Origin of the sequence: Paenibacillus forsythiae T98, assembly GCF_000520735.1 — a bacterium.
Classification (GTDB): domain Bacteria; phylum Bacillota; class Bacilli; order Paenibacillales; family Paenibacillaceae; genus Paenibacillus_AQ; species Paenibacillus_AQ forsythiae.
In genome coordinates this window covers 1-15,768 of sequence record NZ_ASSC01000540.1, presented here as the reverse complement: position 1 = coordinate 15,768, position 15,768 = coordinate 1, and the positions used below count along the sequence as shown (strand labels likewise).

The following is a 15,768-nucleotide window of genomic DNA, read 5'->3' as shown; positions in this document are numbered from 1 at the left end:
CCAATAGCGGCGGTGTGACAGCCGACCCGTCAGAGGTATGGAATAGCGGAGGGAATGTATTTGCCAGCGTGGACAGCTCCGGCGACAGCTCCGCAGTGGCCGCCGCGAAGAAATGGTATTATGTGCAGCTGCCCGGCGGCGCAGGCGGCTATGTCCGGGAGGACAATGTAAAATTGACGGGAGATAAGACCGCCGCCGGCCTGGATTTGCTGACGGCGACGACGAGAGACGTCAATGTACGGGCTCTTCCTGTGATTGACAACAGTGTAAGTCCTGTTGGAAAGCTGAATCCGGGAGAATATGCGGTTGTGCTGGACAAGGTTCTGGAGTCGGGAAGCTACAGCTGGATTAAAGGACCTTTTACATCCGCCGAGCTTCTAAAGAGTCTGCAAGGGAAGACGGGCGTTACTCTTCCGTCATCCATTATCAGCCTTCAGGTGGCTGAACGCGGTCCGTCGGGCCGGGCGGTTCTGGTCAAGGCCAACGGCAATGCCCTGAGTGTGAAGTATCCGGATTTGTACCGTTCCGCATTGGGCGGGCTGCCCAGCACTTTGTTTGATATTGTGCCATCGGGCAGTTATACTGTACTAGGCGCCGACGGCAAGACCGCATCGGTAAGCTCCTCACAGCAGGGGGGAGTGCTGTCAGCCTCAGGGATGGTAACGGGAGGCGGCAGCGGAACCGTTGTTATGAACGGGGATAGCCAGGCGAGGGTGATTGACGCCAGCCCGGGCTTTCTCTTCATTGGCTGGGGTTACGGCCATGGACTCGGCATGTCTCAGTGGGGAGTAAAGGGAATGGCAGACCAAGAGTATGATTACCAGAAGATTTTGCAACACTATTTTCAGAATGTCACTATAGTTAAGGAATGACAAGCAATGAATGTGGATTTGTATGATTTCCATTTGCCGGAGGAATTGATTGCCCAGACTCCGCTTCCCGACCGCAGCGCATCCAGGCTGCTTACGTTGGACAAGCGAAGCGGCAGAACGGAACATCGGCATTTTACCGATATGATCGACGAACTGCAGCCCGGGGACACGCTTGTACTCAATGATACAAGAGTGATTCCGGCACGGCTCTTCGGCATCAAAGCAGACACCGGGGCCAAGGCCGAGGTGCTCCTGCTCAAGAGCCTTGGCGAAGACCGGTGGGAAGCGCTGGTGAAGCCAGGGAAAAAGCTTAAGACCGGTGCCGTTATATCTTTTGGTGAGGAGCTTCGGGCCGTTATCGAGGAAGAAAGCGACATGGGCGGGCGAACGCTGCGGTTCATGTACGAAGGGATATTTCAGGAGATTTTGGACAGACTCGGTACAATGCCGCTTCCGCCGTACATTAAGGAGAAGCTCGACGACCGGGAACGGTATCAAACCGTGTACGCCCGCCACGAAGGGTCGGCAGCGGCCCCGACGGCCGGTCTGCATTTTACAGAGGACCTGCTGAAGCGCATTCAGGATAAAGGGGTGCGGTTAGCCTATATTACCCTTCATGTCGGACTGGGCACCTTTCGGCCAATGTCTGTCGAAACGGTGGAAGAGCATGTCATGCATGCGGAGCATTTTATTCTACCCCAGGAGACGGCGGATATATTAAATGAAGCCAGGGCGAAGGGAAGCCGGATTGTGGCCGTCGGGACGACCTCTTGCCGTACACTGGAGACCGTTGGCGGCATGTTCGGCGCTGGTCCGCTTGAGGCATGCAGCGGCTGGACGGATATTTTTATTTATCCGGGCTATGAGTTCAAGCTGGTGGACGCCCTGATTACGAATTTTCATCTGCCGAAATCGACGCTGGTTATGCTGGTCAGCGCCCTGGCGGGCAGGGAGCATATTCTTGCAGCCTATCAAGAGGCTGTTGAGCAGAACTACCGTTTCTTCAGTTTCGGCGACGCAATGTTCATTTACTAAGTATGAGGATGGTTAAGCATATGGCAGCAATTACTTACGAGCACATCAAGACCTGCAAGCAATCCGGAGCCCGGCTGGGAAGGGTTCACACTCCCCACGGGGTTATTGAAACGCCGACTTTTATGCCGGTTGGCACCCAGGCAACGGTCAAGATGATGAGTCCCGAAGAACTGAAGGACATGGACGCCCAGATTATTCTGAGCAACACCTACCATCTGTTTCTTCGTCCGGGACATGATATCGTCCGTGAAGCCGGAGGCTTGCACAAATTTATGAATTGGGACCGCCCGATCCTTACGGACAGCGGCGGTTTTCAGGTATTCTCGCTAAGCGAGATGCGCAAAATTACGGAGGAGGGCGTGCATTTCCGTTCCCATCTGAACGGGGACAAGAAGTTTCTGTCGCCGGAGGTGGCGATGGAGGTGCAGAATGCGCTTGGTTCCGACATCATGATGGCTTTTGACGAATGCCCGCCTTACCCGGCTGAATATGATTATGTGAAGAAATCGCTGGAACGGACAACCCGCTGGGCGGAGCGATGCCTGAAGAGCCATGCCCGTCCTCACGATCAAGGCCTGTTCGCCATTGTGCAGGGAGGCATGTTCGAAGATCTCCGCAGGCAGAGCGCTGCCGAGTTGACTTCCATGGATTTCCCGGGGTATGCTATTGGAGGACTCAGTGTCGGAGAGTCCAAGCAGCTTATGTATGAGGTGCTGGATTATACCGTTCCGTTGCTGCCGCAGAACAAGCCGCGCTACCTGATGGGCGTCGGTTCTCCTGATGCGCTCCTGGAAGGCGCAATCCGGGGTGTGGACATGTTCGATTGCGTGCTGCCGACCCGTATTGCCCGCAATGGCACGACGATGACCAGCCAGGGAAGACTCGTTGTCCGAAATGCGCAGTATGCCCGTGATTTTGGGCCGCTTGATCCGGAATGCGGTTGTTATACCTGCCGCAATTATTCGCGTGCTTATTTGCGTCATTTGATCAAGAGCGACGAGACCTTCGGACTTCGGTTGACAACCTACCATAATTTGTACTTCCTGTTGGATCTGATGCGTAAGGTGCGTAAAGCCATCATGGAAGACCGGCTGCTGGATTTTCGCGATGAGTTTTTCGCGCAATACGGTTTAAATGATAATTCAAGAGGTTTTTAAGTGCTGAATTATGCTTTATGACGATTGGAAAGGGGGGTGAAATATATGTTGTTTCAATACGCTGCGGCAACGGGAGGCAACACTGCAGACATTTGGACGCTTGTTGGGCCGTTTATCCTTATGTTTGTCGTGTTTTACTTCCTGTTGATCCGTCCTCAGCAGAAGAAGACCAAGACGCGTAATACCATGCTCAGAGCCTTGAAAAAAGGCGATAAGGTGGTTACGATCGGCGGACTGCACGGTACGATCCTGGAGATTTCCGACGATGTTGTGGTTCTCCGGGTGAATGATGTGACGAAGCTGACCTTTGACCGGGGATCGATCAGCCATTCTGTTACAACGGAAGCGGATTCAAAGTAAGACGATCGGATACCTCTTTAACCTAGCGGCATGCTTTCCATAAAAGGGAAGCATGCCGCTTTTATTTTCAGCCGATTCTCCTTAGCTTTCAGGGATGGTTCTGCTGAGGAAAAAGCCATTATGCCAGTAAAAGAAATTCAGCAGAAGCAGAACGGCCGCGTAGACATAAACACCGAAGGGGAACAGACTGGCTGCATAGTGCATACCGGCAAAGACAGCCAAAATGAAAATAGCGGGCAGCGTCTTGCCCATCCCGGTCTGCCGCAAGTTCCCGAAGGATTCGGAAAAAGGAAGCCCTCCGCCGTTCATTCGATAGATGATTGCTGTATACAAGGTGATTACCAGCATTACGGCAATCAGATCGGGCAAAATCCGGGGGCCGAAGATAAGAATAAAGATAATGCCGTTAAGCAGAAACAGCGGCAGAAACAGCTTGGTGATCGCAGCTTTCAATGCGCCTTTATGAATGGCGCTCATGTCCTTCAAGGGAAGGGTGCCGTAAATATAAGAACCTTTATAGTTGCCCGAATAGCGCAGCAGTCCAACAGCGGAAGGCATGAGCATAGCCGTAAAATAAATGAACAGATACAGCGAGCTCCGGGAAAGGTCGGCCCAGGACGAATCGGAAAGAGAGTTCAGGATGAAAATATAAGGGAAGATCACGGCGAGTCCAAGCACGGGGTATACTTTAAGCTTGAATTCTCTTTCCCTGGACATCATTCGCGCCGCAAAACCATAAAAGACGGCTTCATCGCGAGTACGGCAGATCAAACGGGCAAGGGACAGATGAAGCCCCCGATTTTTCCGTTCTTCAAATTTTCCGCTGTCGGCCATTTTTTGCAAGTACCGCTCAAAGGAATTGCCGAACCGGAGATAGACGACCGCGCATAGCAACGGAACCATTATAGACAGGGCGGACAGGATGAGAACCGAAAAGCTGGAATTGCCGTGGAGCAGCCACTCGAAAGGGGCGGCGAACCAGAACGGGGGCAGCAGAAAATGCCACCATGCAACCGTAAAGCTTACGTTAATATTAATGATATCCACTACACGAAACATAATTTGATAGCCGATCGTGAGCGCCACCGACAGCCCGATTTGTACATAGTTGATTACATCCTTAAGCTTCTCGCCGTCAAAAAATTTCAACACCAGCAAATATACGAGGGCGGTGGCGACCACAACGAAGATATTGACAGCGATTAATTCAAACAGGAACAGTAAAAAGAACGGCAGTCCATGCCGGAACAGCGACACAATCAGCGGAACAATCGTGAGCGATGCGGCTAACGTCACGATATAGCTGAGGATATGTACGGTTTTGGCGGCAGCGAGCGTTCGCGCATCCACAGGTTTGGTATGCAGGATATGCCTGTCTTTCAGATCAAGCAGTACAGAGGAGAAATCGGATACCATTGTGGTAGTCAGAAGGAACAGGATAATACTGAATACGATTCCCGCCTGAAGCATATAGTTGTCCCCGAGCAACAAAAAAGGCGTTATGCCGATTGCCCCAATCAGCGCGTACATCCACAGGGATTTGATGGATAACGAAGAGGACGGCTTGGTGTACGTCTGTTTCAATACGGCGCCTTTGCGTATATACTCCGGTTTGTTGCTGCCGGAAGACTTGCCGAACACAGTGGATGCTCTCCTTTGGTCCATCGTGAGCTTGACTTGCAGAATCCGCCGAAGCATATCGTAATCAACGCCTGCTTTTACAAATAACGGCTTTGCCCTGTCCAACAATTTCAGCGTTAAAAATTCCTTCACGTGCTTACCCCTCTTTCACTATGGACACGAACGAATCCGCGATTTCTTCATGGTCGCTAAAGCCTGTGAGTTGATTGAAAATCTGTTCTAGCGTGCCTTCCTGACTCTTCGTCCGCAGGTCTTCAAAGCTGCCATCCGCTACGATTTGCCCGCCGTTAATCAGGACGATGCGGCTGCTTATTTTTTCAACGACATCCATAATATGCGATGAATAAAAAATAGTCTTGCCCTGCGCGGCAAGGCGGGCCATAATCTCCTTCACAATCATCACGCTATTGGCGTCAAGTCCGCTAAGCGGTTCGTCCAGGAACAGAAGATCAGGATTATGCAGCAGGCTGGAAATCAGCAGGATTTTTTGCTTCATGCCCTTGGAATAAGAGGAGATTCTGGAATCGAAGGCTTTGTCCAGCCCGAACAGCCCGGCGAGGCGCATCGCTTTATTTTCCGCAGCTCCCGCTTCCATGCCGTATAATTCACCCATGAACATTAAATATTCCCTGGCGGTCAGAACATCATATAGGTCTGCGGTTTCCGGCACATAGCCGATCCGCCTCTTGTAATTCGTTCCTTCTTCCGCGATGTTGGTGCCAAACAGCTTCACGGTGCCCCGATACCCCTGAACAAGGCCGAGCATAATCTTGACGGTGGTGCTTTTGCCCGCTCCGTTGGGACCGATATAACCGATAATTTGTCCGGGTCCCGCCTTCAAATCAATTCCGCGGAGTACATAGTTGCCGCCATAATCCATCCATAGGTCCGAAATGGACAGTACCGATTCTAGTGGGTTCATTTGGTTCATCATCCTTTTATCAAATTCACTCTATTGTACCCCGCCTCACTCTGTTCCACAATATGGAAGTCGGCCGGATTGTAGGGCTACCTTAAGCGCAGCATGCATAAATGCTCAAAAAAAGAAGAAGCCTCAAGATGAGACTTCTTCAATAAATGTGTAAGTATCGTACAAGCCCCGGGAGGGTTCATGCTGAATCGCGGCCATGCCGGGCAATATTCCCGTCTATCGCATCGGAGTAGCTTCGCTTCCAACCCGCAGTCGGGCCTCGTTCTCGCGAAGCGTAAGCTTGGCCAGTTGTATGCTGAGCGAGGAGGAGAGAATAGCCAGCAAAGTGCCGCCGATCATATCGGTAAGCCAGTGAATGCCAAGATAGAAAATGCCGAAAATAATAACTGCGGCCGAGATCGCCGTGACCGTCATCCAGCGCCGGTTGCCCGATCTTAGCGCCAGCAGCGCTGTTGTCAGGGAAATGGAGGTATGCAGGCTTGGGAAGCAGTTGTTAAGTCCGGACAATGCCCGGTACTCCTGTTCAAATTTCGGAAATACATCCAGCATGACGAACCGGACGCCCGCCGGAGCATAGGACCATACCTCGTTCACCGGGAAATACAGATAGAAGGGAATGGCAATCGCGTAATTCAGGATTACGGCGTAACAGGTTGCATAGACCATCAGCCGGTTCTTGTCCGCCAGATACACGCCAATTGAAGCGGCCAGCGCGGATTGCAGCATGAACACATAGAAGAACACGATAATCGGGGTCAGCCACGGCGCATAGAACAGATGCTGCACGCCCTGAACGAAATGCCCTTCGATTCCGTACACAAAGCCGGTAAAATCGGAAGTGAGATGCAGACTCTTCTCGATTTGCAGCTCATACTTGTTAAGAGCCAGCACTCCGGACATTGCGGCGATCAGCAGCACCAATTTATAGGATCGCAATAGCTCTTTGATGAGGTAAACAACCGGCTTGAACGGATTTCGGCGGGTTACAAGGCCAATGAGAACAAAAACGATTACTACGGTGAACCAGGCAATGGTATTCATAGAATGATAAAGCAAAGCGTTCGAAGCCTCCTTGAATGTGGGGAACAACAATTGGATGAAGACAGTGTATCACATTTTGGGAAGCGGCGTTTTAATTTTTTAGAATAGAATCATCAGGCTTTCTGGAAATTAACGCCAATCATGCCGCCAAGCGCGCCGATGAATGCCGCAGCCGCAATCCACACCAGGTCGACCGGTTTGAGCGGGCTGTCCAGAGCCAGAAATCCGATGATCAGCACAATAATTCCGTAAAAAGCCCCGGTAAGACTTCCCTGGTACCATCCCTTGCGGAGCGCCCGCTTGCCCGCCGTCCAACCGCCGAGGGCGACAGCCAGTCCATGTACGACATAGGTGTACAGCGAGAGATCCTGTTCGCTCAGACTGCTTCCCCAGAGCAGCAGCGAGAGAATGAACGCTCCCAGCAGCATCCACAGAAAAGCGCGGCACAGGCCGGACAGGACGGGGCTCCCGATCTTCAGCGAGAACAGTTTCCGTAGCAAATGCATGGATTAACCTCCTCTTGTTCCAAGTGCAAAGCCAGTTACTTCATACTATGAAACGGCTTGCCCCAATAGTACATGAAAGCCCCTGCGGGGATTTACCAGTAATTGATCGCGGGCTTCCCGAATGTTACATAGGCTGCGCGGTCAGAATAGGGTTACACTGTTCCGTCCGGCGCTTGGGCGGTGCCAGGAGGACCCGGAAAAGGAGAGCGAAGCAATATGTTGCAGCATATCGGCGCACATTTCTTTATGACTCTGCTGATGTATTTCTTCATCTTCCTGAGCTTGCGCATCATGGGTAAAAGGGAGATTGGAAAGCTGTCGGTGTTCGACCTTACAATCTCTATTCTGATTGCTGAAATTGCCGTGTTCGCCATTGATGATATCAAGCGTCCATTGTATACCAGTATTGTTCCGATGGGTACACTTGTTTTGCTTCAGGTGGCGCTGGCCCAGTTCAGCCTGAAGAGCCGCAAGCTGAGATTGTTCATGGACGGCAAGCCAAGTATTCTGATTTCGGACGGCAAAATCCAGCGCAAGGAAATGCGCAAGCTGAGATATAATATCGATGATCTGCTCCTGCAGCTAAGAGGGCAAAATATTACCAGTCCGGCGGATGTCGAATTCGCGATACTGGAGCCGACCGGACAGCTGACTGTGATCGAGAAAAGCGATAGCGTCTCTTCCTCCAACCGTTCCGGCAACAGCAGTTCCCGTAACAGCATTTCAGGCAGCAGCGGCTGCTTGGGAGACAGAGGGTTCGGCCAGGATTTTCCCAAAGACAAAATCCGGTATGAAGGGCTGCCGGTACCGCTGATTATGGACGGCAAGGTACAAGACGACAATCTGGAAATGATCGGGAAAACACGGTTTTGGCTGAGAAATGAGATCCGGCAACAAGGTGTCTCCGATTTCCGCGATGTATTTCTCTGTTCCATTGACCATAAGGGCAAGCTGTATGTGGACCCCCTCCGCCCGAAGTAGCTACAGCCAGCGGCCGATGAGCGGAAGCCGTTCAAGATCGCGCCGTGAAAATAATCCTGTCAGCAGCGAAATACCGAAATATAGCGCCATGCCGAGTGCGGAGGCGAGCAGAAACCGCGCCCATTGCGCCTCGGCTATCGGAATGTGAGTGTATACATACTTTACGCCGGCGCCCGTAATGATCATTCCCGCGCCTGTCTTGACAAGATCGCTCAGCTTGAGACGGAGAGAGATCAATCTGACAACGCTGAATCCGTGCAGCAGAGTGACCAGAATACTGTTAACGATGATGGCGATCAAGGCGCCGTTGATCCCGTATTCGGGCCTGGATGCCAGCAGCAGGATCAGCAGGATTTTGACAATCGCTCCGGCCAGCGTATTGAATAATGCCGTTCCCGGCCGTTCCATGGCTTGCAGCACCGCCTGGAGCGGAGCTTGTACGTACAGAAACAGGGCGAACGGCGCCATCATCCTCAGCATCGGCGCTGTGTCTGCGTTGCCGTACAGCAGGCTGCACAGCGGGGAGGCGAGCACGTACATCAGCACGGCGAACGGTGCGCCCGTAACCATGGCTAGGCGCAGCGCCTGATGAACCCGTTTATGGATCGCTTCGAGATCGCCGCGGGCCGAGGCTTCGGACAGCGAAGGCACCAGCGAGACGGCGAGTGCGCTGGTGAGCGCGCCCGGCAGTAAGAGCAGCGGGATAACCATCCCCTGAAGGGAGCCGTACTGGGCGGTTGCCAGCGAAGTGGCAATGCCTGCCATGGCAAGGCTTCGGGCGGTAATAATCGATTCCAGCAAATAGGAGAACGAGCCGACGAGTCTTCCGGCGGTTACCGGAACGGAAATGCCGAGCAGGCGCCTCCATATTCCGCTGCTGTGGACAGCATTTCCGTCACCCGGAGGCTGATCCGCCGGATTAACCGGACCGCTGTTGTCGGGGCCAGGCTGCGGTTTGTCCTTTTTTTCACCGAAATGGTACTTGATCAGCAGCACGAGCATCCCGGAAATTTCACCTGCGGTCACCCCCAGCATCGCCCCTGCCGCAGCAAACGCAATCCCCTTGGGGAGCAGCTGCCAAGAGAACCACAGCATGAAAATGATGCGCGTTACCGTTTCCAGAACGGAAGACAGCGCGGAGGGGATCATATTTTGCAGACCTTGAAAATAACCCCGGTATACGGCGGACACAGCGACAATGGTCAGCATCGGGGTCATGGCGATGAACGTGTAATATACGCGGCTGTCTGTCAGAATGGCGGTGGATACCCAGGAAGCACCCGCAAGGGCGACTCCCGTGAACAGGATGCCAAGCGAGATGCTCAGCGCCAGCGCGGTATGCAGGATGCGCCGGGACTGCTCGGGCTGATTCCTGCCTTCTGCTTCCGCCACCATTTTGGCGACGGAGAGCGGAATTCCGCCGGTAATGACGGTTACAAGCACTAAAAAGAACGGATATCCGAGCTGATACAAGCCGACGCCCTCGGCTCCGATTACACGCGGCAGGATGATGCGCGGTATGAAGCCCAGCATCCGGTTGACCACACCCGCTGCGAGCAGGATCAGCGTTCCATAGATAAAGCTTTGCCTCTTCGGTTTCCTCAAACGGCATTCCTTCTTCCCGGGGTAAAATATATCGCCGAAGTTGTCCTTCTACATGGATATGCCGTATGTGATCGGACATGACTGCCGTTGCCGCATAACATTTTGGGCATAAAGAAGGAAAGCGGCAAATAAGGTCGAATACTACACCAAGCAAGGTTTATGGAGAGGATTCACAAGACGGCGGGAGGTGCCAACACGTGGAATCGGAGCACAATAATCAAGAGATGCTGGACAAGGATATCGAGGCCATGTGCCGCAGCAAGGCGGAGGAATTCCGGCTTCTCGGGTATGAATACGTCACCGCCAAGGATGTCTGGGAGTGTGTCAGCCGAAATTACGCCAAGGAAGGAAAGCCGCAGCTCCATAGGATCGTGAATGATATCTATTCTTTGAAAGTGACAACCTACATGAATTACTTGACCATTTCCGCCTATAAAGGACTAATTTAAAGGGAGACAACTTCATAGCTTCTTTCGGAAGCGGGAGGCTTGCCGCACGGTCTGATCAGCGGCTTGGGCCGGCCGTTTCTTTTTTTTGATAAAAAATGAGCGCAATCCGGAAATCTGCTCGCGACAGGAGGAAGGCTGAGGCGCCTGCTGTTAAAGTTTGCTTGAATTGACGCTTATTTGGCGCGTCGCTATAATAGGAATATTGAGTTTAAGAAAGGGGAACTAGCAAGAGCATGAAAAGACTTCTGAGCTTTATCATTACCGTGCTGGTCTTGGCGGCCGTTATGGCGGTGTCGACTCCGGGGCTGCTGGACAGAGTGCGGTTGGGTCTTGACCTGAAAGGCGGCTTCGAAATTCTGTACCAAGCCCAGCCTTCCGAGCAAGGCCAGGAGCTGACCCGGGCTTCTCTGCTGCAGACCGCCGCAAGCCTGGAGAAACGGGCCAATGTCCTGGGAACAAGCGAACCCGAAGTGACCACCGAAGGAACGGATCGCATCCGTCTGAAAATCGCCGGTGTTACCGATGAAGCTGAGGTTCGTAAGAAGATGAAGGAACCCGCAGTGCTTACCTTCCGCAGCGCCGCCCCAGGCGACCCCGAAGGAACGTACAGCAAGATCGAACTGGTAGGCAGCGACTTTGTCGAGAACGCCGCGACTATCGGCCGCGACAACCTGAATCAGATCGAAATCAGCATCAAGGTTAAAGATAAACAGAAATTTGCGGAAATCACGAAGCGTCTGCTCGGTCAGAAACTCGCGATTTTCCTGGATGAGACGCCGCTCTCCGATCCCATTGTTAACGCTGTGCTGACGGATGGAACGGCGTCGATTTCCGGCAATTATACGATTGAAAGTGCCCGCGAGCTGGCCGATACGATCAATCTCGGGGCTCTGCCGCTGAAGCTGACGGAGAAATACTCCCAAAGCGTCGGCGCTACCCTTGGGAAGCAGTCCCTGGATCAGACCGTGAGAGCGGGCCTGATTGGCTCGGTGTTTATTCTGATCTTTATGATCGGCATGTACCGTATTCCCGGTCTGATCGCCAGCTTTGCCTTGATTCTGCATACGTGGCTGCTGATCCTTGTCTTCGTGCTTGCCGACTTTCCCCTGACGCTTCCGGGTATAGCGGCATTCATCCTCGGGATCGGGATGGCGGTTGACGCCAACATTATTACAAATGAACGGATTCGGGAAGAAATGCGGAGCGGCAAGAGCATTATGTCTTCCGTCAAGGCAGGCAGCAAGTCCTCCTTCCGGACGGTTATGGACTCGAATATCACAACGATCATCGTTGCGGCCGTTATGTTCGGTTTCGGCACAGGCTCGGTAAAGGGCTTCGCCCTGGTGCTGATTGTCGAAATCCTGCTCAGCATATTTACGAACCTTTATTTCGCCCGTTGGCTGCTTAACATGCTGGTTAAGGCCGGCAAGCTGAGTAAGCCGAAGCAATTCGGGGTAAAGGAGAGTGAAATCAGTGCGCTTTAAGAAAGAACTCGATTATGTCCACCTAAGCAAGTATTTCTACATGTTCTCCATTGCGCTTACCATTCTGGGGATTGTATTCCTGGCGATATTTAATCTGAATTACAGCGTCGATTTCAAAGCCGGCTCCAATGTGGATGTTTCCCTCACCAAGAATTTGACGGCGGATCAGATCCGCACCGCGATTGGCGGCATCGGAACGGATCATGAGCCGAATGTTACAATCGGAACGCAGCGCGTGACCATCCGCTATGATCAAGAGCTGACGAGCGAGCAGGACGCCGAGCTGAAGAGCGCCATTGCGAAGCTTGACGACAAGGCGTCATTTGAAGTCAACACCGTCGATACCGAAATGGCGAAGGAGCTTGCCCGCAACGCGATTTATGCCGTTCTGATTTCCTGTCTGGGCATTATTGTCTATGTCAGCATCCGTTTTGAATGGCGCTTTGCGATAGCGGCGATCGTCGCGCTGGTCCATGACGCGTTCATGGTCGTTGCTGTATTCTCCATTTTCCGGCTGGAAGTGGACCTGACCTTCATTGTCGCGGTGCTGACAATTATCGGCTATTCCATCAATGACACGATCGTAATTTTTGACCGGATTCGCGAGAACCTGCGTTTCGGCAAGCAAAAGAACTACGATGATCTGAAAAACCTGGTGAACAAGAGTGTATCCCAAACGATCATGCGCTCGCTCTACACCGCCTTAACCGTATTCATCGCCGCATTCTTCCTGCTTGTGCTTGGCGGCGAGTCGATTAAAATGTTCTCACTGGCCATGGTTATCGGCCTGCTGTTCGGAGCGTATTCCTCCATCTTTATCGCGAGCCCGCTCTGGCTGCTGCTGAAGAAGGGCCAGAAGTCCAAGGGCAAGCCTGCCAAAGCATAATGAGCTATCCGACGAAGCCGCGTTCCTAACGACGCGGCTTTTGAAACCCTGAAAGTGATGTCAGGTCTTATATCCAACAAGCGTATATTTGGAAGCGGCAAGGAGGAACCCCGATGAATGAACAGTACTCGTCTCAGAAAGAGCGTGCAGCCTGGCTCGGAATTGCCGGTGATTTTGCGCTGGCTTTGGCCAAAGGAGGCGCGGGTTATTTTTCAGGGAGTAAGGCTTTGATTGCCGACGCTCTATACTCCGGTGCGGATGCCGCTGCGAAGCTGGCCGAAGTTCTCCCGTGGCGCGTCGAAGGTAAAGGGAGCTATAAGAAAAGACCGACTGCTCAGACCAGTAAAAGCAAACGGGAGCCTGTTTTATCCGTAGTGTTTGCAGTGCTCATCCTGATGGGCGGTTTGCAAATCGCTTTTTCGGCTATTCGCTCTCTGACGGGCGGCAACCTGAACCCTCCGGGCAAGCTTGCCCTGCTGACGATCTTTCTGTCTCTGCTGGTGAAGGAAGCTATTTTTCAATATCAATACCGGTCTTCCCAGAAAATCGGAAACGGCAGCCATGCCGCTTATGCCGACAGCCACCGTTACAGTCTGTACACCTCGCTGACCGTGCTGATTGGCGCTGCGTTGTCCAAGTTCGGAGATTATGCGGGCTGGCATCCTCTTGTCTATCTGGATTCGATTGCCGCTCTTCTGGCGGCTTGTCTCATTCTTCGTAAAGGGTATTTGCTCATTCTAAGCACAATTCACGGCAAGGAGAGCCAGGAGCTTCCGCATGAGGACTCGGTCAGCTTTATCGATACCGTTCAGAAGGTGCATGGTGTCATTCGAGTCGAGCATTTGAAGGCGCTTGAAGAAGGGCGCTGCGTTAACCTCCAGGTGACTATCAGCGTCAATCCGAGAATTACCGTCGTGGAAGCCCGTGAAATTGCGGATTGCGCCAAAAAGCTGCTGCAGCACCGTTTTGTCCATGTTAGCGAGGTTCATATGGATATCGTGCCTTATGAGCCGGGTTATCCTTACAAAACGAACTACGAGCTGGCGGACAGCGAAACGCCGACACTGCTGCAATAAACCGGAACCCGGCTTGAGAGAAAGGTGAACCGCATTGCTATATTCAAAAACCAAATGGCACTCTCCGGCCGCCGATCCCCTTGAGTCCAGGGAATTGGCCCGGAGACTTTCTGTTTCTCCATTGGTTGCCTCCCTGCTTGCCGCGAGGGGGATGACCCAGCCGGAGGAAGCTCTGGCATTTATTCAATCCGGAACGGAAGAAGAGCATGACCCGTTCTTGCTCAAAGGGATGAAGGAGGCTGTTCCCCGGATTAAAAAAGCGCTGCGGGATGAGGAGCATATTCTTGTTTATGGCGATTATGACGCCGACGGAGTTTCCAGTACGTCGCTAATGATTTATCTGCTGCGCCATCTCGGAGCTTCTTTCGACATTTATATCCCGCATCGCTCTAATGAGGGTTATGGTCTGCATAATCATGCGCTCGATTGGGCGCGGCAGCAAGGCGTCTCGCTCATTATCACTGTGGATACGGGTATTAGCGCATGCAGCCAGATTGCTTATGCGAACGAACTCGGAATGGATGTCATTGTCACGGATCATCATGAGCCTCCGGAGGTTCTGCCTGACGCCTGCGCTCTCATTAATCCGAAGCTGCCCGGCTGTCCGTATCCGTTCAAGGGATTGGCCGGTGTGGGGGTGGCCTACAAGCTGGCTCAGGCCCTTCTGGATGGCCATGTTCCCGAAGAGTGGTCGGAGATTGCGGCCATCGGAACCGTCGCAGACCTGATGCCACTCCTTGACGAGAACCGCTCCATTGTGCGCAGGGGTCTTAACAGCATGCGCAAATCGAAATATCCCGGCGTTCGGGCTCTGCTTGAGGTGAGCGCCGTAAGCGTGGAGAAGGTGGATGCGGTCAATATTGCCTTTGCGCTTGCGCCGCGCATTAACGCCAGCGGGCGTCTTGATCATGCCGGACGGGCCGTGTCGCTGCTGACGACGGATGACCCCGGGGAAGCGGAACGCCTTGCCGGAGAGCTCGATCTGCTGAATAAAGAACGGCAGATGGTTGTAGACCGGATTGTTGCGGAGGCGATCAGCCGCCTGGAGGAAAGAATGAGGGATGGACAGCTTCCGGGCATTATTGTTCTGGCCGGGGAAGGCTGGAATGTCGGGGTCGTCGGCATTGTGGCTTCCAGGCTTCTGGAACGGTACTATAGACCGGTTATCATCTTTGACATTCATCCGGAGACAGGCTGCTGCAAAGGCTCGGCAAGGTCGATTCCGGGCCTTGATATCTATGAGGCGCTTTCGTCCTGCGCGGAGCTTATGGATCACTATGGAGGCCATCCGGCGGCGGCAGGCATGAGCCTTCACCTGGACAATCTGGAGGCATTTACCGCCGCGCTTGAGGAATTCGTTTCAGGCGTCCTGACGGACGAGCATCTGGTTCCTGTCACCGAGGCGGACGGAGAGTATGCGCTGGCCGATCTGTCGCTTCAGGCCGCCGAGGAGCTTGAACTGCTGGCACCTTTCGGCATGAGCAACCCGCTGCCCAAATTCATTGTCCGGGGAGCGGTGGTGAAGGAGACGCGCACCATGGGCCAGGGCAATCGGCATCTTAAGCTTGTTCTGGAACAGGCGGATGTAACGATTGAAGCCGTTGCCTTCGGAAAAGGGGAGCTGGCGGAGCTGCTACCGCCCGGCACCGGGATTGACGTGCTGGCGGAGCTGTCGATCAACGAATGGAACGGTTCCCGGAAGGTACAGCTCATGCTCAGGGATTTGGCCGTTCCCCAGCCGCAG

General features: G+C 53.2%; 14 protein-coding genes and 1 pseudogene. 10 read left to right on the top strand and 5 right to left on the bottom strand.

Annotated elements, in window-relative coordinates; translation table 11 throughout:
* The 4 genes and pseudogenes from L692_RS32890 to yajC form a co-directional block, all read left to right on the top strand.
* Positions 1–872: pseudogene (locus tag L692_RS32890) on the top strand (SpoIID/LytB domain-containing protein); the annotation flags it as partial.
* A gap of 6 nt (positions 873–878) precedes the next feature.
* Positions 879–1,907, top strand: a complete 1,029-nt coding sequence (queA, locus tag L692_RS0116890; protein ID WP_025701293.1) for a tRNA preQ1(34) S-adenosylmethionine ribosyltransferase-isomerase QueA — start codon at positions 879–881, stop codon at positions 1,905–1,907.
* 20 nt (positions 1,908–1,927) lie between these two features.
* A complete protein-coding gene (tgt, locus tag L692_RS0116885; protein WP_025701292.1) occupies positions 1,928–3,064 on the top strand; it encodes a tRNA guanosine(34) transglycosylase Tgt in 1,137 nt (378 codons plus the stop codon).
* A gap of 45 nt (positions 3,065–3,109) precedes the next feature.
* Positions 3,110–3,424: a preprotein translocase subunit YajC gene (gene yajC / locus L692_RS0116880; RefSeq protein ID WP_025701291.1), complete on the top strand. Its 315-nt coding sequence runs from the start codon at positions 3,110–3,112 to the stop codon at positions 3,422–3,424.
* An 81-nt stretch (positions 3,425–3,505) separates the two neighbouring features.
* Here yajC and L692_RS0116875 read toward each other — a convergent pair whose 3' ends face one another.
* From L692_RS0116875 to L692_RS0116860, 4 genes are all read right to left on the bottom strand, one after another.
* Complete coding sequence (locus L692_RS0116875) at positions 3,506–5,197, bottom strand: hypothetical protein (RefSeq protein ID WP_025701290.1); 1,692 nt, start codon at positions 5,195–5,197, stop codon at positions 3,506–3,508.
* 4 nt (positions 5,198–5,201) lie between these two features.
* Positions 5,202–5,987 carry an ABC transporter ATP-binding protein gene (locus tag L692_RS0116870; protein ID WP_025701289.1) on the bottom strand — a complete coding sequence of 262 codons (786 nt, stop codon included), beginning with the start codon at positions 5,985–5,987 and terminating at the stop codon, positions 5,202–5,204.
* Between the two features lie 225 nt (positions 5,988–6,212).
* A complete protein-coding gene (locus L692_RS0116865) occupies positions 6,213–7,052 on the bottom strand; it encodes a phosphatase PAP2 family protein (protein ID WP_025701288.1) in 840 nt (279 codons plus the stop codon).
* A gap of 98 nt (positions 7,053–7,150) precedes the next feature.
* Positions 7,151–7,543: a TIGR04086 family membrane protein gene (locus L692_RS0116860; RefSeq protein WP_025701287.1), complete on the bottom strand. Its 393-nt coding sequence runs from the start codon at positions 7,541–7,543 to the stop codon at positions 7,151–7,153.
* Positions 7,544–7,759: 216 nt separating this feature from the next.
* Between L692_RS0116860 and L692_RS0116855 the strand changes: the two genes are divergently transcribed.
* Positions 7,760–8,524, top strand: a complete 765-nt coding sequence (locus L692_RS0116855; RefSeq protein WP_025701286.1) for a YetF domain-containing protein — start codon at positions 7,760–7,762, stop codon at positions 8,522–8,524.
* Here L692_RS0116855 and spoVB read toward each other — a convergent pair whose 3' ends face one another.
* The gene (gene spoVB, locus L692_RS0116850) at positions 8,525–10,129 is read right to left on the bottom strand and encodes a stage V sporulation protein B (RefSeq protein WP_025701285.1); all 1,605 of its coding nucleotides are present in this window, start codon (positions 10,127–10,129) and stop codon (positions 8,525–8,527) included.
* Between the two features lie 224 nt (positions 10,130–10,353).
* Here spoVB and L692_RS0116845 point away from each other — a divergent pair, with 224 nt between their 5' ends.
* From L692_RS0116845 to recJ, 5 genes are all read left to right on the top strand, one after another.
* Positions 10,354–10,578 (top strand): post-transcriptional regulator, encoded by a 225-nt coding sequence (locus L692_RS0116845; protein WP_198027776.1) that lies wholly within the window; start codon positions 10,354–10,356, stop codon positions 10,576–10,578.
* A 233-nt stretch (positions 10,579–10,811) separates the two neighbouring features.
* The gene (secD, locus tag L692_RS29160) at positions 10,812–12,062 is read left to right on the top strand and encodes a protein translocase subunit SecD (protein WP_036724144.1); all 1,251 of its coding nucleotides are present in this window, start codon (positions 10,812–10,814) and stop codon (positions 12,060–12,062) included.
* On the top strand, positions 12,052–12,948 hold the full coding sequence (secF, locus tag L692_RS29155) for a protein translocase subunit SecF (protein ID WP_051503524.1): 897 nt from the start codon (positions 12,052–12,054) through the stop codon (positions 12,946–12,948). The genes secD and secF overlap by 11 nt, the downstream gene beginning before the upstream one ends.
* A gap of 113 nt (positions 12,949–13,061) precedes the next feature.
* A complete protein-coding gene (locus L692_RS0116835; RefSeq protein WP_025701283.1) occupies positions 13,062–14,024 on the top strand; it encodes a cation diffusion facilitator family transporter in 963 nt (320 codons plus the stop codon).
* Positions 14,025–14,058: 34 nt separating this feature from the next.
* Positions 14,059–15,768, top strand: a 1,710-nt coding sequence (gene recJ, locus L692_RS0116830) for a single-stranded-DNA-specific exonuclease RecJ (protein WP_025701282.1), incomplete at its 3' end; no start/stop codon positions are given.

Bases quoted from the DNA above. Each gene is read 5' to 3' on its own strand.
- queA (WP_025701293.1), top strand. From the start codon at position 879: ATGAATGTGGATTTGTATGATTTCCATTTGCCGGAGGAATTGATTGCC.
- tgt (WP_025701292.1), top strand. From the start codon at position 1,928: ATGGCAGCAATTACTTACGAGCACATCAAGACCTGCAAGCAATCCGGA.
- yajC (WP_025701291.1), top strand. From the start codon at position 3,110: ATGTTGTTTCAATACGCTGCGGCAACGGGAGGCAACACTGCAGACATT.
- L692_RS0116870 (WP_025701289.1), bottom strand. From the start codon at position 5,987: ATGAACCCACTAGAATCGGTACTGTCCATTTCGGACCTATGGATGGAT.
- L692_RS0116860 (WP_025701287.1), bottom strand. From the start codon at position 7,543: ATGCATTTGCTACGGAAACTGTTCTCGCTGAAGATCGGGAGCCCCGTC.
- L692_RS0116855 (WP_025701286.1), top strand. From the start codon at position 7,760: ATGTTGCAGCATATCGGCGCACATTTCTTTATGACTCTGCTGATGTAT.
- L692_RS0116845 (WP_198027776.1), top strand. From the start codon at position 10,354: ATGCTGGACAAGGATATCGAGGCCATGTGCCGCAGCAAGGCGGAGGAA.
- secD (WP_036724144.1), top strand. From the start codon at position 10,812: ATGAAAAGACTTCTGAGCTTTATCATTACCGTGCTGGTCTTGGCGGCC.
- L692_RS0116835 (WP_025701283.1), top strand. From the start codon at position 13,062: ATGAATGAACAGTACTCGTCTCAGAAAGAGCGTGCAGCCTGGCTCGGA.